Annotated in this window: 19 protein-coding genes; 5 read left to right on the top strand and 14 right to left on the bottom strand. The window is 65.3% G+C overall.

Annotation, left to right across the window (positions count from 1 at the left end; translation table 11 throughout):
* Position 1: 1 nt before the first annotated feature.
* Both RHO23_RS02580 and folP read right to left on the bottom strand, forming a co-directional pair.
* Positions 2–937, bottom strand: a complete 936-nt coding sequence (locus tag RHO23_RS02580) for a glucosyl-3-phosphoglycerate synthase (RefSeq protein ID WP_057968207.1) — start codon at positions 935–937, stop codon at positions 2–4.
* Positions 934–1,809: a dihydropteroate synthase gene (gene folP / locus RHO23_RS02575; protein WP_101312695.1), complete on the bottom strand. Its 876-nt coding sequence runs from the start codon at positions 1,807–1,809 to the stop codon at positions 934–936. Before folP ends, RHO23_RS02580 begins: the two co-directional genes overlap by 4 nt.
* 132 nt (positions 1,810–1,941) lie before the next feature.
* Between folP and RHO23_RS02570 the strand changes: the two genes are divergently transcribed.
* A complete protein-coding gene (locus tag RHO23_RS02570) occupies positions 1,942–2,922 on the top strand; it encodes an NAD-dependent epimerase/dehydratase family protein (RefSeq protein WP_423488633.1) in 981 nt (326 codons plus the stop codon).
* Here RHO23_RS02570 and RHO23_RS02565 read toward each other — a convergent pair.
* The 5 genes from RHO23_RS02565 to RHO23_RS02545 form a co-directional block, all read right to left on the bottom strand.
* Entirely contained in the window at positions 2,919–3,248 is a 330-nt protein-coding gene (locus RHO23_RS02565) for an HNH endonuclease (protein WP_030094790.1), read from the bottom strand. The genes RHO23_RS02570 and RHO23_RS02565 overlap by 4 nt on opposite strands.
* Positions 3,249–3,273: 25 nt before the next feature.
* The gene (fadD6, locus tag RHO23_RS02560) at positions 3,274–5,064 is read right to left on the bottom strand and encodes a long-chain-acyl-CoA synthetase FadD6 (RefSeq protein ID WP_030094789.1); all 1,791 of its coding nucleotides are present in this window, start codon (positions 5,062–5,064) and stop codon (positions 3,274–3,276) included.
* A gap of 71 nt (positions 5,065–5,135) precedes the next feature.
* Complete coding sequence (locus RHO23_RS02555) at positions 5,136–5,678, bottom strand: TIGR00730 family Rossman fold protein (protein ID WP_070916471.1); 543 nt, start codon at positions 5,676–5,678, stop codon at positions 5,136–5,138.
* Entirely contained in the window at positions 5,675–6,430 is a 756-nt protein-coding gene (locus RHO23_RS02550) for a TIGR00730 family Rossman fold protein (protein WP_057968203.1), read from the bottom strand. The genes RHO23_RS02555 and RHO23_RS02550 overlap by 4 nt, the downstream gene beginning before the upstream one ends.
* Positions 6,431–6,457: 27 nt before the next feature.
* Positions 6,458–7,405, bottom strand: a complete 948-nt coding sequence (locus RHO23_RS02545) for a TIGR03564 family F420-dependent LLM class oxidoreductase (RefSeq protein WP_081346336.1) — start codon at positions 7,403–7,405, stop codon at positions 6,458–6,460.
* Positions 7,406–7,498: 93 nt separating this feature from the next.
* Between RHO23_RS02545 and RHO23_RS02540 the strand changes: the two genes are divergently transcribed.
* On the top strand, positions 7,499–8,239 hold the full coding sequence (locus tag RHO23_RS02540) for an AraC family transcriptional regulator (RefSeq protein ID WP_057968202.1): 741 nt from the start codon (positions 7,499–7,501) through the stop codon (positions 8,237–8,239).
* Here RHO23_RS02540 and dapE read toward each other — a convergent pair.
* Positions 8,229–9,305, bottom strand: coding sequence for a succinyl-diaminopimelate desuccinylase (dapE, locus tag RHO23_RS02535; RefSeq protein WP_030094784.1), 1,077 nt, complete (start codon positions 9,303–9,305; stop codon positions 8,229–8,231). The genes RHO23_RS02540 and dapE overlap by 11 nt on opposite strands.
* A 23-nt stretch (positions 9,306–9,328) precedes the next feature.
* Between dapE and dapD the strand changes: the two genes are divergently transcribed.
* Positions 9,329–10,276, top strand: a complete 948-nt coding sequence (gene dapD / locus RHO23_RS02530; protein ID WP_064410197.1) for a 2,3,4,5-tetrahydropyridine-2,6-dicarboxylate N-succinyltransferase — start codon at positions 9,329–9,331, stop codon at positions 10,274–10,276.
* Here dapD and RHO23_RS02525 read toward each other — a convergent pair.
* The 6 genes from RHO23_RS02525 to fdxA all read right to left on the bottom strand — a co-directional run bounded on the left by RHO23_RS02525 (position 10,273) and on the right by fdxA (position 16,429).
* Positions 10,273–10,839: a DinB family protein gene (locus RHO23_RS02525; RefSeq protein WP_064408097.1), complete on the bottom strand. Its 567-nt coding sequence runs from the start codon at positions 10,837–10,839 to the stop codon at positions 10,273–10,275. The genes dapD and RHO23_RS02525 overlap by 4 nt on opposite strands.
* Positions 10,830–12,227 carry an acyl-CoA synthetase gene (locus RHO23_RS02520; protein WP_057968200.1) on the bottom strand — a complete coding sequence of 466 codons (1,398 nt, stop codon included), beginning with the start codon at positions 12,225–12,227 and terminating at the stop codon, positions 10,830–10,832. Before RHO23_RS02520 ends, RHO23_RS02525 begins: the two co-directional genes overlap by 10 nt.
* Positions 12,228–12,274: 47 nt before the next feature.
* The gene (locus tag RHO23_RS02515; RefSeq protein WP_030094780.1) at positions 12,275–13,240 is read right to left on the bottom strand and encodes a proline dehydrogenase family protein; all 966 of its coding nucleotides are present in this window, start codon (positions 13,238–13,240) and stop codon (positions 12,275–12,277) included.
* A complete protein-coding gene (gene pruA / locus RHO23_RS02510) occupies positions 13,233–14,867 on the bottom strand; it encodes an L-glutamate gamma-semialdehyde dehydrogenase (RefSeq protein WP_070942685.1) in 1,635 nt (544 codons plus the stop codon). Before pruA ends, RHO23_RS02515 begins: the two co-directional genes overlap by 8 nt.
* Before the next feature lie 120 nt (positions 14,868–14,987).
* Positions 14,988–16,100, bottom strand: coding sequence for a succinyldiaminopimelate transaminase (gene dapC, locus RHO23_RS02505; protein ID WP_423488632.1), 1,113 nt, complete (start codon positions 16,098–16,100; stop codon positions 14,988–14,990).
* 2 nt (positions 16,101–16,102) lie between these two features.
* Entirely contained in the window at positions 16,103–16,429 is a 327-nt protein-coding gene (fdxA, locus tag RHO23_RS02500) for a ferredoxin (protein ID WP_030094777.1), read from the bottom strand.
* Positions 16,430–17,069: 640 nt separating this feature from the next.
* On the opposite strand from fdxA, the gene RHO23_RS02495 reads away from it, so the two are divergent.
* Positions 17,070–17,624: a PadR family transcriptional regulator gene (locus RHO23_RS02495; RefSeq protein ID WP_070920318.1), complete on the top strand. Its 555-nt coding sequence runs from the start codon at positions 17,070–17,072 to the stop codon at positions 17,622–17,624.
* Entirely contained in the window at positions 17,617–19,647 is a 2,031-nt protein-coding gene (locus RHO23_RS02490) for an NADPH-dependent 2,4-dienoyl-CoA reductase (protein WP_030094775.1), read from the top strand. The genes RHO23_RS02495 and RHO23_RS02490 overlap by 8 nt, the downstream gene beginning before the upstream one ends.
* Positions 19,648–19,662: the final 15 nt, after the last annotated feature.

Here is a 19,662-nt window from a genome sequence, read left to right as displayed (position 1 = left end):
CTCAGCGCAGGGTGTTCATCGGCGGGCGGTCCTCCAGCGACACCGTGGAGCTGCGCGGGGTGAACCCGTCACCGTCGGCGAAGAACTGGGTGATGCCCACCCCTGAGTCGGGAATCCCGCACCGCGACAGCATGCTGGCCATCACCTGACGGCTCATCACACCGAGTTCGACCAGCGGCCGGTTGCGATGGCTGCGCACACCCAGGTTCACCTGGGCGATGGCATTGAGTCCGAGTCGGTCGTACGTGTCGATCAGTAGGCCGATCTCGACGCCGTATCCGGGTGCGAAGGGCACCGAGGACAGCAGCTCCCGGGTGCCGGCGTACTCACCGCCCAGCGGCTGCACCACACAGCTCAGTTCGGGCCGGAGAGCGGCAAGCATAGGCCGGGCCACCAGTTCAGTCACCCGCCCACCGCCGTTGGCATCCTCGGACCCGCTGACCTTGAGCGGACGCCGATAGAAGCCCTTGACCAGATGGACACCCTGACCCAACAACAGCGGGCCGAGCAGGTGCGGCACGAACATCGGATCGGGGTCGATCAGATCGGAGTCGACGAAGGCGATCACGTCGCCGGTGGTCGCGGCCACCGACCGCCACAGCACTTCGCCCTTGCCCGGGTTGGGCGGCACCTCGGGCAGCGCCTGTTCACGGCTGACCACGCGCGCACCCGCGGCCACGGCTCGGATCGCGGTGTCATCAGTGGAGCCCGAGTCGAGCACGATCAGCTCGTCCACCAGACCGCCCAGCAATGGGCTGATGGTGTCGACGACCGCGGCGACCGTCTCCTGCTCATTGAGCGCGGGCAGGACCACCGAAACGGTGCGGCCCTTCTTCGCGGCGATGAGCTGCTCGACTGTCCAATCGGGCCGGTTCCAACTGTGCGTTTCCAGCCAGCTCGGATCGATACCAACTACTCCGTTTAGTTGATGGGTCATGCCAACCCCCTCACTGTTCGCGCCGGTGGGCGGGTTCCGACGATGGAGCCCACCATTTCCAGCGTGCGGCGTGTGGGCCCGACTTCGTGCACCCGGAACATGCGGGCACCGGCCGCCGCCGCCAGGGCGGTAGCGGCGAGAGTGCCTTCGAGTCGTTCCGTCAGTCCCACACCAAGAGTCTCCCCGATGAAATCCTTGTTGCTCAATGCCATCAGCACCGGCCACCCGGTATTAACGAGATCGTTTACGTGGCGCAACAAAGCGAGCCCGTGGAAGGTGTTTTTGCCGAAGTCATGCGTCGGATCGATCAGAATCGAGTCCTTCGATACCCCGAGAGCCACCGCGCGTTCGGCGGCCGCGGTCACCTCGGCGATGACGGCTTGGACGACACCGTCCACCTCGGTCCCGTAGTTCACCCGATAGGGCCGGGTGCGCGGCACCGCGCCGCCGGTATGTGAGCAAACCAGTCCGGCGCCATGGGCGGCAGCCACTGCGGGTAGCTCCGGGTCGGTGCCGGCCCAGGTGTCGTTGATGAGGTCGGCGCCTGCCGCGCAGGCCTTCTCCGCGACCTCGGTACGCCAGGTGTCGATGCTGATCAGCAGGTCAGGGTGGGCATCGCGCACCCATTCGATGAAGGGCACCACCCGCGCGATCTCGGCCTCGGCGTCGACGGTCTCGCCCGGGCCGGCCTTGACGCCACCGATGTCCACCACATCGGCGCCGTCGGCCACCGCTTTGTGCACCGCGAACTGGGCGGCCTCGTCGGTGAAGGTGGCACCCCGGTCATAGAAGGAGTCCGGCGTGCGGTTGACGATCGCCATGATGAGGGCACGATCGGTGCGGACGGGCCGTCCGCAAAACGTCTCATGCACGCCCTCATTGTGCAGGCCAGGGCCCCAGCGGCTGCACCGAGTGGGAAACGTGGGCGAGATTTCCCCCGGTTTCCCGCCCGCGTTTCACACTCGGCGAGCGAAATGACTTGCGGGCCTGAGCAGTATGGGCACATGGGCGGAAAGCGATTCCTGGTCACCGGATCCTCGGGCCATCTCGGGGAGGCCCTGGTCCGCACCCTGCGCCGGGGCGGGACCGATGTCGTCGGCATCGACATCGCGGCCGGACCGGCCACGGATATCGTCGGGTCGATCGCCGACCGCGCGGTTGTCACCGAGGCGATGGCCGGGGTGACGTCGGTGCTGCACACCGCAACCCTGCACAAACCGCATGTGGGTTCGCATACGCGGGCCGACTTCGTCGAGACCAACATCGAGGGCACACTCGCGCTCCTGGAAGAGTCCGTCACCGCGGGCGTGGCCGGATTCGTCTACACGAGCACCACCAGTGCATTCGGACACGCGCTGGTAGGCACCCGGGAGGCCGCCTGGATCACCGAGGAGGTGGCGCCGGTGCCCAAGAACATCTATGGCGCTACCAAGACCGCCGCGGAAGATATCGCGCATGTGGTGCACCAGGGCAGCGGGTTGCCGATCATCGTGCTGCGCACCTCCCGATTCTTCCCCGAGCAGGACGACAATGACGCGGTCCGGGCCCGCTACTCCGATGCGAATGTGAAGGCCAACGAATACCTCTATCGCCGGGTGGATCTGGCCGATGTCGTCGAGGCACACCTGCTGGCGGCCGAACGCGGGGCGGACATCGGCTGGGCCAAATACGTGGTCTCGGCGACCACGCCGTTCTCCCGCGCCGACATCGCGCAGCTGCGCACCGATGCACCGGGCGTGGTGGCTCAACTCTTCCCCGAGCAGCCCAATCTGTACGCGGTGCACGGATGGACGATGTTCCCGACGATCGACCGGGTCTACGTCAACACCAGGGCCCGCACCGAACTGGGCTGGACACCACGCTACGACTATCGCCACATCCTCGATTGCCTTGCCGCAGAGCAGGATTTCCGCAGTCCGTTGGCCCGCGAGATCGGCGCCAAGGGCTACCACGCTGAACCGACCGGTGTGTACACCGCAGGCTAGCCCGCTGCTGAGATCTCCACGTAGCGACGCAGGAAGGCGGTCTCGTCGAGCCGCTTGCGCCGCATCCAGCTGGTCACCTCCGCATTGCACTTACTCGCATTGCAGGATGGGCAGGCCGGCACCACGTTGGACAGCGTGTACCGGCCACCACGGGAGATCGCCTGGACACAGTCGCGTTGCAGCGCTGTTCCGGTCGCACCGCAATAGGCGCAGCCACCCCAGGCTTCCACGAGTGTCAGCCACTGCGCGTCGGTGAGGTCGTTGTCGGCAAGCTTCACCAGACGTTGACGGCGCCGTGAGGCACGCACCCGTCGACTGACTCCCACGGTGGAACAGTAACCCGCCGAAGGGCTATGCCTTGGGACGCTGGCCGCCCGCGACCTCGCCTGCGTATTCCGGATAGAACGGCACATAACCCTCGCCGCGACCGGCGAGCACGTACAGCGGATCGGTCACGGCCTCCCCGTACGCCTGTTCACGCAGCTCCACCTTGCGGCTCTTGAAGGTGGTGGTGTGCTCCAGGGTGTCCACGATCCTTACGAAAAGCGGCAGCGCGTAGGCGGGCAGGTACTGATACACGATGTCGCTCAATGCCTTTGGATCGAACTCGGCGCCGTCGTGCAGCTTGATGGCGGCCATACCGGCGCGGCCGTCGGTACCCGGCACCTCGACGCCGAAGACCGTGGCCTCCTCGATGGCGTCGGCGTGATGGAGTGCGCCTTCCACCTCGGTGGTCGCGACGTTCTCGCCCTTCCACCGGAAGGTATCGCCGAGTCGGTCACCGAAGGCCGCGTGTCCCCAGCCCAGGTTGCGCATCAGATCGCCTGTGTTGAACCAGGTGTCGCCCTTCTTGAAGGCGTCACGCACCAGCTTCTTCTCCGAGGCCGTCGGATCGGTGTACCCGTCGAACGGCGCCAGGCTGGTGACCTTGCTGATCAGCAGACCCGCCTCGCCCGCTCCGACCTTCGTCAGGTGCCCCTTCGAGTTGCGGAGCGGTTCTCCGGTCTCGATGTCGTATTTGACGTAGGCGATGGGCATCGGGCAGATACCGACGGTGCGGTCGATGTTGAGCGCGTTGACGAACGCGGTGTTGGACTCGCTGGCCGAGTAGAACTCGCAGACCCGCTTGATGCCGAAACGGTGGGTGAACTCGCCCCACAGCTCGGGCCGCAGCCCGTTACCGATGATGACGCGCACCTTGTGCTGGCGATCGGTGGGCTTGGGCGGCTGGTTGAGCAGGTAACGGCACAGCTCGCCGATATAGATGAAAGCGGTTGCGCGGCTGGCGATGACCTCGTCCCAGAAGCGCGACACCGAGAACGACTTGCCGATCGCCAGCGTGGCGCCGGCGTTGATGGTGGTCGATACGGCGAGGGTCAGCGCGTTGTTGTGGTACAGCGGCAGACAGCTGTACAGCACATCGCTGGGACGCAGCCGCAGTGCCATGTCGCCGACTCCGGACATGCCGCGCAGCCACCGATAGTGCGTCATCACACTGGCTTTGGGCAGGCCGGTGGTTCCGGAGGTGAAGATGTAGAACGCCCGGTCCTTGGTCATCACCGCGTCGGTGGCGGCGGGATTGGTGGTGGGCGCGAGTACCGAGGCCCGGTCCAGCTCGTCGCCGGTGAGCAGGGAGATGACGTTGGCGCCGGATTCGTTGATCGGTTCGACGAAGTCGGCCTCGCTGATCAGCAGTTTGGAGTCGAGCAGTCCGATGCTGTGCGCCAGCACGTGTCCGCGCTGGTTGTAGTTGAGCATTCCGGCGATGGCACCGAGCTTCACGGTGGCGAGCATCAGCAGGACGGTCTGCGGCGAGTTGCGCAGCATGATGCCGACGACGTCACCGCGACCCACACCGTGCGAGGCCAGCGTGGCGGCGTACCGGTTGGCGGTGGCGTTCGCCTGCGCGTAGGTGATGTCGGTGCCCTCGAACCGCAGGAAGACGCGGTCGGCGTGCTTGGCGGCGCGCTCGGCGAAGAGCGCCCCGATCGACCAACGGCCCTTGGGGTTGGACTTGATACCGCTGATGATGCCGCGCGCCAGAATCGGCAGGTCCCAGGCCATGCCCGGCAGCTGCGCCAATACCTCGGTCAGGTGAACCCGATCACGGGGATTCGACGGAATGGCGCTGCTTGCGGACATCTAGTTCTCCCTGTTCCTTACCGCCCAGTAGGCAATGGCTCACCGCATTGTTGACGAACGACCCAGCCCCGTCAATCCGTTGGCTTGCATGCGTCGAGGGCAGCGGCGATATCGGTGTGCACCAGTAGTCTGTCCCGCGCGTGTGCGGCCACGTAGCCCTTGTCCTGGAGTTCATCGAGCCAGCGCAGCAGTCCGGTGTAGTGACCGTCGGGGTCCAGCAACACCACCGGCTTCTCATGTAACCCCAGATAGCCGGCGGTCCAGGTCTCGAAAACCTCTTCCAGCGTGCCGATCCCGCCGGGCAGGGTGATGAAGGCGTCGGATCGGTCCTCCATGATCTGCTTGCGTTCGCGCATGGTGGTGGTGACGACGAGCTCATCGGCGTCGGTATCGGCGACCTCTCGATGTACGAGTGTCTTGGGGATGACCCCGATGGTGCGTCCTCCGGCGGCGCGCGCCGCCTGCGCCACGGCGCCCATGGCCGAGACGTTGCCGCCCCCGGAGACCAGCGTCCAGCCGCGTTCGGCGATGGCGGTGCCCAGACGAGTGGCTAGATCCAGCAGTTCCGGGTGGCGGGGGCCCGACGCGCAGTACACACAGACCGACAAACTCATCGGTGACTCCCCTTCCCGTTGACCGCCTCGGCCTGCACGATGGCCGCCACCGCTTCGTCGATGCTGTCGGTGACCGAGAGCAGCGCGATGTCCTGCTCACCGATCTTGCCCGCGGGCAGCATCGTCCCGCGGATCCAGTCGAGCAGGCCCGACCAGTACTCGGTGCCCAGCAGGATGATCGGGAACCGCGTGACCTTGCGGGTCTGCACCAGGGTGAGCGCCTCGAAGAGTTCGTCGAGGGTGCCGAATCCACCGGGCAGACACACGAAGGCCTGTGCGTACTTGACGAACATGGTCTTGCGGACGAAGAAGTAGCGGAAGTTGATGCCCAGGTCCACCCATTCGTTGAGGCCCTGCTCGAACGGCAGCTCGATACCCAGGCCCACCGAGTAACCGCCCGATTCGCTCGCACCACGGTTCGCGGCCTCCATGGCGCCCGGTCCGCCGCCGGTGATGACGGCATACCCCGCCTTGACCAGGGCCACACCCAGCTCCCGCCCGAGCCGATATTCGGGCGAATCCTGCTTCGTTCTGGCCGAGCCGAAAACCGTTACCGCTTTGGGGGTTTCCGCGAGCGCATCGAAGCCCTCCACGAACTCGCCCTGAATGCGCAGCACGCGCCACGGATCGGTGTGCGTCCAGGTGGTGGTGTCGCGGATGTCCAGCAGACGTTGGTCGGCGGTGGTGTTCTCACATCGATCACGACGCAGCTGAACCGGTCCGTGCAGTTGGGGTTCGGTACTTTCTGGCACGCCGCCAGCCTAGGGGCAGCGGGCAAATCAATTCCCGCGGGACAGCTCACCCAGTAGTGCCAGCGTGCGGGCCTCGTCTTCCGGTCCGCCCAACTCGGTGTGGCTTGCGAACACTTCGGTGGCTCCCGCATCGAAGTATCGCCGCAGCTCGCTAGCCACATGCTCCTCGTCGCCGATGATCGCCAGCTCCCCGGTGTGCTGAACCCCCTCGGCGTCAAGCACTTTCCGATAAGACGGGATGTTCTCGTAGAACGCCATGTCCTCGATGGCAAGCGCCCGGACCCGTGCCGGATCGGAGGTGACCACGACGGCGACACCGGCGATGACACGCGGGCGTGGCCGCCCGGCCTGCTCGGCGGCCGCATCGATGACGGGAACGATCTCCCGGCTGAGCGCTCGCGGTCCGGCGTGCAGCGGAATCGTGCCGTCGGCCAGCTCGCCGGTGGCCCGCAGCGCCTGTGGGGCCATGGCCGCGACCAACACGGGGATGTTCTCGCCGCCTGGCTGTGAGGTGGTGAATTTCGGTGCGACCGTGAGGGTCTCGCCGTGAAAGTCGGCGGTTCCGGTGTCGAGCAGCTGCCGGAGAGTGGTGAGGTATTCGCGTAGGCGGCGTATCGGCTTGTCCACGTGCAGGCCATAGCTAGGGCCCTCGATCACCGGCGCGCCGAGCCCCAGCCCGAGCTGAAATCTCCCGCGGCTTGCGGCCTGGGCGGTCTGCGCGGCCGCCGATACCTCGATGGGGTGACGCGGATTGATGGGGATCACCGAAACCCCCACAGCGCTCAGCTTTTCCGGAGGGATCGCCTGCCCGATCACCGCGGCCACGGTGATCGCGTCATAGTGATACATCTGCCCCAGCCACAGCGTCCCGACGCCGGCATCGGTGACTTTGCGCCCGTGGGCGATGAACGCATCGACCAGGTTGGTGTCGGTCTGGACGCTGAGGGGTCGGCCGATCGCCACTCCGAGTTTCACGTCTCGGCCAACCCCGCGCGTTCAGGTGGCTATTCCCCGCAGAATCAGCGCGATAATTTCCCACGCAGCCGACTTCCGATAAAATCGCCTCTTGTGTTGATTAGCCGCCACCTCACCGGAGTGATGTCGTTGAGCGGTGGGCAACGCATCGACCGCCACTGGCACGAGGTGCATCAGATCGTGTATCCCGCCTCCGGTGTCATCGCGGTGACGACGGACGACGGCACCTGGATCGCACCCCCGAATCGCGCGCTGTGGATACCCGCCGGCGCTGGTCACGAACATCGCTTTTACGGCCCCACCGAGTTTCATTCCGTGGCCTTCGATCCGGAGAAGTACCTGGTGGAACTGAAAGCTCCGACCGTCATCGCGGTGTCCCCGCTGCTACGGGAGCTGATCATCACGTGTTCGGTTCCCGGTGACCTGCCCCGGGAGGAGGTCACGCGGCTGGAGGTCGTACTCATCGACCAGCTGCGGCGCAGCCCGGAGCAGGCGCTGAAGTTGCCCATCCCCCGTGATCAGCGGTTGGCCGAGGCGTGTGCGCTGGTGGATGACGACCTGACACAGGTGTGGACCGTGGCCGAACTGGGGCGGCGGGTAGGTGCCAGTGAGCGCACGCTGACCCGGTTGTTCCGCACCGACATGGGTATGACGTACCCGCAGTGGCGCACGCAGATCCGTCTTCATCACGCGTTGCGACTCCTCGCGGAGGGGCGGCCCGTCACCTATGTGGCGCATCAGTGTGGTTGGGCCACACCGAGTGCGTTCATCGACGTGTACCGGCGCATCCTCGGTCAGACACCGGGAACCTACGCCGCACCCGTCACGCGCTGAGGTAGCGCCGCAGTACGGCGGCCACGTCGGTGATCTGCTGTACCGGAACGTGTTCGCCGCGAGTATGCGCCAGATTGGGGTCACCCGGCCCGTAGTTGACCGCGGCGATCCCTCGCGCCGCGAACCGGGACACATCGGTCCAGCCGTACTTCGCGCGCACCACTCCCCCAGCCGCGCCGATCAATTCGGCGGCGGCCGGGCGATCCAGGCCGGGCAGTGCCCCGGCCGCAGCGTCGGTCAGTTCGATGTCGACGTCGAGTCCGTCGAAGACCTCCCGCACGTGGACAAGCGCCTGTTCGGGGCTGCGGTCGGGGGCGAACCGGAAATTGACGGTGACCGCGGCCGCGTCCGGGATGACGTTCCCGGCAACTCCGCCGTCGATCCGCACCGCGGACAGCCCCTCCCGATATTCGCAGCCGTCGATGTCGACGATGCGCGCCCGATATGCGGCGAGCCGGTCCAGGACGGCGCCGAGCTTGTGAATGGCGTTGTCCCCCAGCCAGGATCGCGCCGAGTGTGCGCGGGTACCGGCGGCCCGGATCACCACGCGCAGGGTGCCCTGGCAACCTGCCTCGATGAGACCGGCGGTGGGCTCACCGAGGATGGCAAGGTCGGCGTCGAGCCACTCGGGCAGTTCGCGTTCGATACGGCCCAGCCCGTTGGCCGAGGACTCGATCTCCTCGCAGTCGTAGAACACCAGTGTCAGGTCGACACGGGGTGTCACGGTGGCGGCCAGGTGCAGGAAGACCGCATCACCGGATTTCATGTCCACGGTGCCGCACCCGAACAAGATGTCGCCGTCCTCGTTCCGTTCCCAGTGGCTCGGTACGTTGTCGGCGGCGGGCACGGTGTCGAGATGTCCGGCGAGCATCACCCGGGTGTTGTGACCGTAATCGGTGCGGGCCAGCACCGCGTTGCCGTTGCGTATGACCTCGAATCCGGTCGTCTGTTCCCGCAGGGCAACCTCGACGATGTCAGCGATCTGTGCTTCGTGCCGGGACTCACTGGGGATGTCTACCAGGGCAGCCGTCAGGGCTATCGGGTCACCAGCGAGTTCGAGCGCCACCGATTCAGGCTAGCGTGTACCCCGTGAGCGGAGCAGTAGCACTTGGCCTGGCGACCATCGCGGCGGACGGATCGGTACTGGATACCTGGTTCCCGGCGCCCGAGTTGACCGACGCACCCGGCACTCCGGGTACCGAGCGAATCGACGCGGCAGACGCGCCCGCAGAACTGGCAGCGCTGGCCGGGCCCGATGCCGACCGTGGCGTCGAGAAGGTGTTGGTACGTACCACCATTGGCTCGCTCGCCGATAAGCCCGCCGACGCCTATGACGCCTACCTGCGCCTGCATCTGTTGTCGCACCGGCTGGTCCCACCGCACGGTGCCAGCATGGACGGGTTGTTCGGTGTGCTCACCAACGTGGTGTGGACGAACTTCGGCCCGTGCGCCGTCGAGGATTTCGAGACGGTGCGCGCGAAGCTGCGTGCGCGCGGCGTGGTGACCGTGTTCGGCGTCGACAAGTTCCCGCGCATGGTCGACTACGTGGTGCCCACCGGAGTGCGTATCGCCGATGCTGACCGGGTGCGGCTGGGTGCGCACCTGGCCCCCGGGACGACCGTCATGCACGAAGGATTTGTGAACTTCAACGCGGGCACTCTGGGCGCGTCGATGGTGGAGGGCCGCATCTCGGCCGGTGTCGTCGTGGGTGACGGATCCGATGTCGGTGGCGGCGCATCAATCATGGGCACCCTGTCCGGCGGCGGCAGCCAGGTGATCTCTGTGGGCCAGCGCTCGCTGCTGGGCGCCAACTCCGGCGTGGGCATCAGCCTGGGCGACGACTGCATCGTCGAGGCCGGACTCTATGTCACCGCCGGCACCAAGGTCGCCACCCCCGACGGTAAGACCATCAAGGCACTGGAATTGTCCGGCACCAACAATCTGCTGTTCCGGCGCAACTCGCAGACCGGTGCGGTTGAGGTGGTGTCGCGTGATGGCGGCGCGTTCGAGCTGAACGCGGCGCTGCACGCCAACTAGTTCCGGCGCCGGCCGTACAGATCGCGCAACAGCGCGATCTCCGCGCCGTGGTGCAGCAATTCGCGATTGATGTGCAGTGCCAGCGTCAGAAACGGCTTGTCGGCCCATGGGCCTTCGGCCGGACCGACCGGTAGTGCCATTGCCCCGTCGTCTTTGCCGCGCACGCCGTCGAGCCATGCGGCATACAAGACATCAAGGCGCTGCAGGGCGTCGGCCGCGGTGACCGGGTAGTCGTAGGTCAGGTAATCGATGGCCGGTCCGGCCCAGCTCTCGGGGAAATGGCTGGTGATACGCGCCCCGAGTACGCCCACGAGAATATGGCCGAGCCGCCAGGCGATGGTGGTGACCGGCGCGGGTTCGGGGGTTGGAGCGGCGAATTCGATCACATAGTCGCCTGATCCACCCTGCAGCGGAGTCGTCGCGGTGCCGCGTGGCCGCAGACTCCAGCAGCCCTGCACCGGTTCCCAGAAGTATTCGTCGTCGGTGAGCCCGTCGAAGCGGGGACGCAGCTGGGAGGTCCAGTGCCAGTTGATCTGATCGACGATCTCCGCGGTCACGTCCAAGTGATCAGCTCCTTTTTCAGGACCTTCCCCATGGCATTCCGGGGTAGCGCGTCCACCCGACGGACCTCGCGGGGACGCTTGTGCACCGAGAGTTGTTGTGCCACGAAGCCAATGACGTCGTCCTCCACCACATCACCGACAACGTAGGCGACGATGCGTTGGCCTAGGTCGTCATCGGGTACTCCCACCACCGCGACCTCCACGATCCCGGGATGACCCAGGAGCACGGTTTCGATTTCACCGGCGCCTATGCGGTAGCCACCCGATTTGATCAGGTCGACCGATTCGCGTCCGACGATCCGGTGCATTCCGTCGGCGTCGACGACGGCGACGTCCCCGGTGCGATACCAGCCGTCTTCGGTGAGTACCTCGGCGGTCTTTTCCGGCAGGTTGAGATAGCCGCTGAACAGCGTGGGGCCCTGAACCTGCAGCTGGCCAACGGTTTCCCCGTCATGTGGGGCCGCGCCGCCATCCTCGGCCAGCAGACGGGTCTGCACCCCCGTCAAGGGGTGACCCACCCAGCCTGCGCGCCGCTCTCCGTCGGCACGCGTCGATAGCGTGATGACAGTCTCAGTGGCACCGTAGCGCTCGATCGGGGCATGTCCGGTGAGTGCGCGCAGCTCGTCAAAAACGGGCACCGGCAGTGGGGCACTCCCCGACACCAGTAACCGCGCCGAAGACAGTGCACGAGCGCAGGATTGGTCGGCCGCCACCCGCGACCAGACCGTGGGCACACCGAAGTACAACGTGCCGGGAGTGGCGGCATACGCCTCGGGTGTCGGCTTGACGGTGTGTACAAACCGATTTCCCACACGCAACGATCCGAGCAGACCGAGTACCAGCCCGTGCACGTGGAACAGCGGAAGCCCATGTACCAGAACGTCGTCGGGTGTCCACGCCCACGCATCAGCCAGCCCGTCCAGGCTGGCGGCCAACGCGCGCCGACTCAGCTGTACACCTTTCGGCGCACCGGTCGTCCCCGAGGTGTACACGATGAGTGCGGTCGACTCGGGGCGAGGTTCGGAGTATTGATGCCAGGAACGCGCGTGGCGGCGTACCGGCACGTGCGGCAATCCCTCTGGCTCGTCTGGTGTTTCACCCAGCCACGCGATGGCCCCGCTATCGGCCAGGATGTGGCGGCGTTCGGCCACCCCAACGTCTGCCGGCACCGGCACGATGGGAACTCCGGCGATGAGCCCGGCGATGACGGACAGCACCGTGTCGATGCTCGGACGAGCCAGCACCGCGATCGGACCCGAGGCGCCACCGATGCGTTCGGCTGCTGCCGTCGCCGCACCTACCAGGTCGGCGCGACCCCAGCTGTCCTCACCGATGCGAACCGCGTCCGCGAGATCGGGCGACTTGGGGTGAAGGGACGTCAGCAGCATGAGCCCAGCCTAGGACGCGACCGCTTTGCAGGGCCGCTGAGACATGCCTAGCCCCCGGAAAGCAGCGCGCGCAGGAAGAAGGTCATGTTGGCGGGACGCTCGGCGATGCGTCGCACAAAGTACCCGTACCACTCCTCGCCGAACGGCACGTACACCCGCATGTGGTGCCCCTCACCTGAGAGGCGGCGCTGTTCGGCATCGCGAATCCCGTACAGCATCTGGTATTCGTAATCGCCTGGTCCCCTGCCTGTCTCGCGCGCCATCAGGTTGGCCGCATCGATGATGGCGGGATCGTGTGAGGCCACCATCGGGTAGCCGTCACCCTCCATCAAGACGCGCAGGCAACGCAGGTACGCGACATCGACGTCCTCGGGGTCTCGATGCGCCACAGATTCGGGCTCGTCATAGGCCCCCTTGCACAATCGAATGCGCGAGCCCGGACCGGAGAGATCGACGCAATCGGCATACGTACGTTTCAGATAGGACTGCAGCACGGTACCCAGCCACGGGAAGTCGGTGCGCAGTTCACGCACGATACCCAGGGTCGAATCGGTAGTGGTGTGATCCTCGGCGTCGACGGTGACCCATACCCCGGCCTGATCGGCCTTGGCACACAACAGCTGCGCGTTTTCCAGGGCTATCTGCTCGCCACCATGCGGCAACGCCTGGCCCAGAGCGGAGAGTTTCAGGGAAATCTCCAGCGGACGCACACCGGTATGTACGGTGTCGCTGCGCTGCGCCAGAGCGTCCAGCAGCGAGAGGTACGCCGACACCGTACGGGTGGCCTGCTCGATATCGGTGGTGTCCTCGCCCAGGTAATCAATCGAGATGAACCGCCCCGAGTCCAGCAGTGCGGTACCCGCCGCAAGAACATCGTCCTCGGATTCACCGGGGACGAAACGGCGCACTACCTGGCGCGTCAACGGCATGCGCTCGGCGGCGTGCCGAAGCCGCGCAGACCTACTGGCCGCCAGGATGGCGGGTCTGGCTGTTTTGCCGAACCACTCAGCCATCCTCACGCTCCATGTGGGGGTATTCGTATTCGGTTGGGGCGTCGAATGTTTCCTTGATGGATCGCGGCAGCAGCCAGCGCTGCAGATTCAGCGGCGACCCGGCCTTGTCGTTGGTACCCGATGCCCTGCCACCACCGAAGGGCTGCTGGCCGACGACAGCGCCGGTGGGCTTGTCGTTGATGTAGAAGTTGCCCGCGGCGAAGCGAAGCCGGTCACTGGCCGCCTGGACGGCTTGGCGGTCGTCGGCGATGACAGCGCCGGTGAGCGCGTATCGGGAACCGGTATCGACGATGTCGAGGATGCGCTCGTAGTCGTCGTCGGGGTAGACGTGTACCGCCAGGATCGGGCCGAAGTACTCGGTGGAAAACGCCTCGTCGGTCGGGTCGTCCGAGAGCAACACCGTGGGTCGGATGAAATATCCTTCACTGTCGTCGTATTCGCCTCCCGCCGCAATCGTCACCCCGGCACTCTTGGCACGATCGATGGCGGCGGCGTTGCGCTTGAACGACTTCTCGTCGATGACGGCACCGCCGAAGTTGGCGAGGTCGGTGACGTCCCCGTAGGTCAACGCGGAGGTGGCATCGAGGAACTCATCGCCCATCTGATCCCACACCGAGCGGGCCACGAAGGCGCGAGAGGCCGCCGAACATTTCTGCCCCTGGTAGTCGAACGCACCGCGAATAAGTGCGGTACGCAACACGTCTGGACGCGCTGAGGTGTGCGCGACGACGAAATCCTTGCCGCCTGTCTCCCCGACGAGCCGCGGGTAGGTGTTGTACCTGTCGATGTTGGTCCCGACCTCACGCCACAGGTGCTGGAATGTCCGGGTGGAGCCGGTGAAATGGATACCCGCCAGACGCGGATCGGCGAGCGTCACATCCGATACCGCGATGCCGTCCCCGTTGAGCAGGTTGATGACACCGGGCGGCAATCCGGCGGCTTCGAGGAGCTCCAGGGTGAAGTGCGCGGCGAAGGCCTGGGTAACGGATGGCTTCCACACCACCGTATTACCCAAAAGTGCTGGGGCCGTTGGAAGATTTCCAGCGATGGCGGTGAAGTTGAAGGGGGTGATGGCGTAGACGAAGCCCTCGAGGGCGCGGTACTCCATCCGGTTCCACGCGCCACCGCCGCTGCTGGGCTGTTCCGCGAGGATATGCCGCGCGAACTGCACGTTGAACCGCCAGAAGTCGGCCAGTTCACAGGCCGAATCGATCTCGGCCTGATAAGCGGTTTTCGACTGCCCCAGCATGGTGGCGGCATTCAGGGTGGCCCGCCACGGACCTGACAGCAGATCGGCGGCTCGCAGGAAGACGGCCGCCCTGTCATCGAATGACAGTGCCGCCCAATCATTCTTCGCGGCGACCGCGGCCTCGACCGCGTCGCCGGCTTCGGCATGACCTGCGTTGGTGACGGTCCCCAGCACGGCACGGTGGTTGTGTGGCTGCACCACATCGATGCGTTCACCCTCACTCATTCGGCGAACGCCACCGATCACATGCGGCAGATCGATGGGCGAGGCACTCAGCTCACCCAATGCCGTCGTCAATCGGTCGCGTTCGGGAGTGTTAGGGGCGTACGTGAGCACCGGCTCGTTGACGGGCGCCGGCACGTTGGTGATGGCATCCATGCACTAAGCATCGTCCTGTTCCCCCATGACTGTCGAGGAATCTGGACAATGCGCAACGAAACCTCAGGTAACACCGAAATCCGGCGGGACGTTACGTGTGGTAGTTCGGGTCTTCGACGGTCAGTCGGCCAGGCGCGCGATCGCGGCGTCGATCCGCTCATCGGTCGCGGTGAGGGCCACTCGCACATGTTCCTTGCCGCGGGGGCCGTAGAACCGTCCGGGCGCCACCAGAATCCCACGCTGGGCCAGGTACGCCAGCGCGTCATCACAGGAGTCACCCCGCGTCGACCACAGATACAAGCCCGCCTCGGAGTGGTCGATCCGGAATCCGTTGCCGATCAACGCCTTCGAAAGCTTGTCGCGACGAATCTGGTAGCGGGCACGCTGATCGCGCTGATGCTCGTCCTCGTTCAGCGCCGCGGTCATCGCCGCCTGCACCGGTCCCGGCACCATCATCCCGGCGTGCTTGCGTACCGCGAGCAACTCGCCGACCACCGATGCGTCGCCCAGCACGAATCCGGCCCGGTACCCCGCCAGCGATGAGGTCTTGGATAGCGAGTGCACGGCCAACAATCCGGTGGTATCGCCGTCGCAGACCCGTGGATCGAGAACCGACACCGGCTCGGCGTCCCACCCGAGCCCGAGGTAACACTCATCGGACACCACGAGGGCGCTGCGCTCACGAGCCCACTCGACAACCTTGCGCAGATGTTCCACCGGCAGCACCGCGCCGGTGGGATTGCTGGGCGAGTTGAGGTAGATCAGGGCGGGATGCTGCGGACCCAGCTGAGTCAGCGAGTCCGCGCGGACCGTGGGCACACCGGCAAGCCGGGCGCCCACTTCATAGGTGGGATACGCCAACTCGGGGATGACGATCAGGTCGTCGCTGCCCAGCCCGAGCAGGGTCGGCAGCCACGCGATGAGTTCCTTGGTGCCGATGACCGGCAGCACGGCGTCGTCGGCAAGCGGCACCACGCCGTATCGCCGCGATACCGCGTCGCGGATTGCCTGGCGCAATGCCGGCGTGCCGGCGGTCGCCGGATATCCGGGAAGGTCGCTGGCCGCGGCCAATGCGTCGCGGATGACCGGGGCCACACTGTCCACCGGGGTACCGACGGAAAGGTCGACAATCCCTTCGGGGTGCGCCGCGGCGGTCGCCTTCGCACCGGCGATGGTGTCCCACGGAAACTCCGGAAGCCGGGACGAGACCCGCGGCCGGGACTCAGACGACAAGTTCAGTGTCCCTCACCCATGGGCGGAAGCTCCTTGACCGACGGCGGGTCGTAATCGGTCTTGCCTACCTTCGCGGCACCACCGGGCGAGCCCAGGTCTACGAAGAAGTCGGCGTTGCCCTGGATATAGCCGGTCCACTGATCCGGCACATCGTCCTCATAGAAGATGGCCTCCACAGGGCACACCGGTTCGCAAGCACCGCAGTCGACACATTCGTCGGGGTGGATATAGAGCATGCGCCCACCCTCGTAGATGCAGTCGACGGGGCATTCCTCAATGCATGCCTTATCCATAACGTCGACGCACGGTTCCGCGATCGTGTAGGTCACGAAGGTTTCCTCATTTCCTGCGCTGATGTCCAGTTCATGCGTTGCGGCAAGTATCCCGGTCCATAGATGTGCCCCGCGACACAGGCTGACCTAACTCGCCAGGGCGATCTAGCCGTATCCGCCGGTTACAGGTACTTAGCTTAACGTTTAACTTGACTTGCCGCCAGCAGCCACGCTCAGCCCCCGGGCCACAGACGCGTGCCACGCGGCATGCCCCCACCGATCGCGCCTCTCGGACATGCGCCGTTCGGGTAGATCAAGGGCCTACGACGTAGTCCGTGCCGACGCATACGCGACCCGGCCACCGGCGAGGCCTGTCATCACCCAAGACGATGACGTCACCTGAGCAAACCGGTTCGCAAGCAACATAATCCGCACATTCTGCGGGGCTGATGCGGCTGGCCTGCGCACCCTCGTCGACGCAGTCGCCGGCATATCCCCCGGTGCAGGTTTGATCCGGCGCGCCCGCACACGGTTCGGCGATCATCTGCATCACGCACAACCTCCGGAAGCACCGCACCCAACGACATGCTTCAGACAGTCACCGTTACCGGCCGCGACACTTAACTGGACAGTTATATGCAGACTGTTGCACTGCAACAAGTTGCATAGGGGTCCGGTTTCGTGTCAGCATGCTGCCGTGGCACTCACCCACGCGATCCTGTTGTCCCTGGCCGAGCAGAACGGGTCAGGTTACGAGCTCACGAGCCGATTCGACCGGTCGATCGGCTACTTCTACAGCGCCACGCACCAGCAGATCTATCGCACGCTGCGCCGCATGGAGGACGACAGCTGGCTGCGCTGCACCGTCGTCGACCAAGAGGGACGGCCCGCGAAGAAGGTCTACGACGTCGCCGAGCTGGGCTATCGCGAGTTGTCCCGGTGGGTCAACAGCTCCGAGGGCACCGACATGCGCGACCTGGCCCTCAAGGTCCGCGCGGGTACCTACGGCGACATCGACACGGTGGTCGAACACATCCGTGTCCAACGCGACACGCACCTCGTCATGCTCGACAACTACCGCGAAATGGAAAAACGCCAGTTTCCCGCTCCGGATCAGCTCACCGGCGCGGCCCTGCATCAATATCTCGTCCTACGCGGCGGTGTCCGCATGGAAGAGGGCTTCACCGATTGGTGCGACGAAATGATCACTTCCTTGTCCACAGCCCGGACTGAAAGCGAGAATCATGAGTAATCCATATCCAACCCTGTTGTCCCCCTTGGACCTTGGCTTCACAACGTTGAGGAACCGAGTCGTCATGGGATCCATGCACGCAGGACTTGAGGACTTCCCCTGGGATACGCCCGCCCTGGCGGCCTACTTCGCCGAGCGCGCCAAAGGCGGCGTCGGCATGATCATCACCGGCGGATACGCCATCAACCGTGCCGCCTGGCTCAAGCCCCTGGCCGGAAAGCTCACCACTTCCCTTGAGGCGTACCGGCATCGCATTGTCACCAACGCGGTGCACAAGAACGGCGGCAAGATCATCGTCCAGCTGCTGCATGCGGGCCGCTACGGATACCACCCGTTCTCGGTGAGCGCGTCGAACAAGAAGTCACCCATCACGCCGTTCAAGCCGCGCAAGCTCAGCACCAAGGGTGTCTGGCAGACGATCGAAGACTGGGCACATAGCGCCAAGATGGCCAAGAAGGCCGGTTACGACGGCGTGGAAATCATGGGTAGCGAAGGCTATTTCATCAACCAGTTCCTCGCGCCGTACACCAACGATCGCAACGACGAGTTCGGCGGCAGCCCGAAGAACCGGCGCAGACTGGCCGTCGAGGTGGTCAAGGCCGTCCGCAAGGCGGTCGGACCGGAGTTCATCATCTGCTATCGGCTGTCCATGGCCGACTATGTGCCCGACGGCCAGACCTGGGATGAGATCGTGGCGCTGGCCAAGGAGATCGAGGCTGCCGGTGCGACGATCATCAACACCGGCATCGGCTGGCATGAGGCGCGAGTGCCCACCATCGTCACCTCGGTGCCACAGAACGCGTTCGTGGATCTGTCTAACAAGATCGCTCAAGAGGTTCGGATTCCGGTGATGGCATCCAACCGGATCAACATGCCGCAGTCCGCCGAGCAGATCCTCAACGACGGTCAGGTGCAGCTGATTTCGATGGCCAGGCCGCTGCTGGCCGATCCGGACTGGGTCAAGAAGGCCTCGGCCGATCACGCCGACGAGATCAACACCTGCATCGCCTGCAACCAGGCCTGCCTGGATCACTCGTTCGTGAACAAGAAGGCCAGCTGCCTGCTGAACCCGCGTGCGGGCAACGAGACAACGCTCAAACTGCTGCCGACCCGGCATGCCAAGAAGATCGCTGTCGTCGGCGCGGGCCCAGCCGGACTGGCGGCCGCCGTCACCGCGGCCGGACGCGGGCACAAGGTGGTGCTGTTCGAGGCCAACCCCGAGATCGGCGGCCAGTTCGACATGGCCCGCAAGATTCCCGGCAAGGAAGAGTTCAACGAGACCATTCGCTACTACACGACGATGCTCAAAAAGTACGGCGTCACAGTGCTTTTGAACAAGAAGGTGGATGCGCAGGAGCTGATCGCCGGCAAGTTCGACGATGTCATCTTGGCCACCGGGGTCAAGCCCCGGGTTCCGGCCATCCCCGGCATCGACCACCCGATGGTGCTCTCCTACCCGGAGGTCATCAAGCAGATCAAGCCCGTCGGCAAGCGTGTAGCGGTGGTCGGCGCCGGCGGCATCGGCTTCGATGTGTCCGAGTTCCTGACGATCGACGAGTCACCGACGCTGAACCTCAAGGAGTGGCGGGCCGAGTGGGGTATCTCCGAGGAGCACGACTCCCGCGGTTCACTCACGAAACCCATTCCGGCTCCAGCGGTTCGCGAGGTCTACCTGTGCCAGCGCAAGAAGGGATCGCTGGGCAAGGGACTGGGCAAGACCACGGGCTGGGTGCACCGCGCATCACTCAAGGCCAAGAAGGTGACCGAGCTGGCGGGGGTCAACTACGAGCGGATCGACGATGCCGGACTGCACATCAGTTTCGGTGAGGAGCGCAAAGACCCGCGGGTGCTCGAGGTCGACAACGTGGTGATCTGCGCGGGCCAGGAATCGGTGCGCGACCTCGACGACGTGTTGAAGGAAGCCGGGGTCGAAGCCCACGTGATCGGTGGCGCTGCGCTGGCCGGTGAGCTGGACGCCAAGCGCGCGATCAAGCAGGGCACCGAGCTGGCCGCGAAGCTGTAGTCCCCCCAACTGCCG

The sequence above is a fragment of the Mycobacteroides sp. PCS013 genome (assembly GCF_049532645.1).
GTDB lineage: Bacteria > Actinomycetota > Actinomycetes > Mycobacteriales > Mycobacteriaceae > Mycobacterium > Mycobacterium gwanakae.
Note: the sequence above shows the minus strand (reverse complement) of the source record. Positions and strands in the feature narration are given on the sequence as shown.

Bases quoted from the DNA above. Each gene is read 5' to 3' on its own strand.
- pruA (WP_070942685.1), bottom strand. From the start codon at position 14,867: ATGGATGCCATCACCAACGTGCCGGCGCCCGTCAACGAGCCGGTGCTC.
- RHO23_RS02555 (WP_070916471.1), bottom strand. From the start codon at position 5,678: ATGAGTTTGTCGGTCTGTGTGTACTGCGCGTCGGGCCCCCGCCACCCG.
- RHO23_RS02515 (WP_030094780.1), bottom strand. From the start codon at position 13,240: ATGGCTGAGTGGTTCGGCAAAACAGCCAGACCCGCCATCCTGGCGGCC.
- RHO23_RS02490 (WP_030094775.1), top strand. From the start codon at position 17,617: ATGAGTAATCCATATCCAACCCTGTTGTCCCCCTTGGACCTTGGCTTC.
- RHO23_RS02580 (WP_057968207.1), bottom strand. From the start codon at position 937: ATGACCCATCAACTAAACGGAGTAGTTGGTATCGATCCGAGCTGGCTG.
- fadD6 (WP_030094789.1), bottom strand. From the start codon at position 5,064: ATGTCCGCAAGCAGCGCCATTCCGTCGAATCCCCGTGATCGGGTTCAC.
- RHO23_RS02520 (WP_057968200.1), bottom strand. From the start codon at position 12,227: ATGCTGCTGACGTCCCTTCACCCCAAGTCGCCCGATCTCGCGGACGCG.
- RHO23_RS02570 (WP_423488633.1), top strand. From the start codon at position 1,942: ATGGGCGGAAAGCGATTCCTGGTCACCGGATCCTCGGGCCATCTCGGG.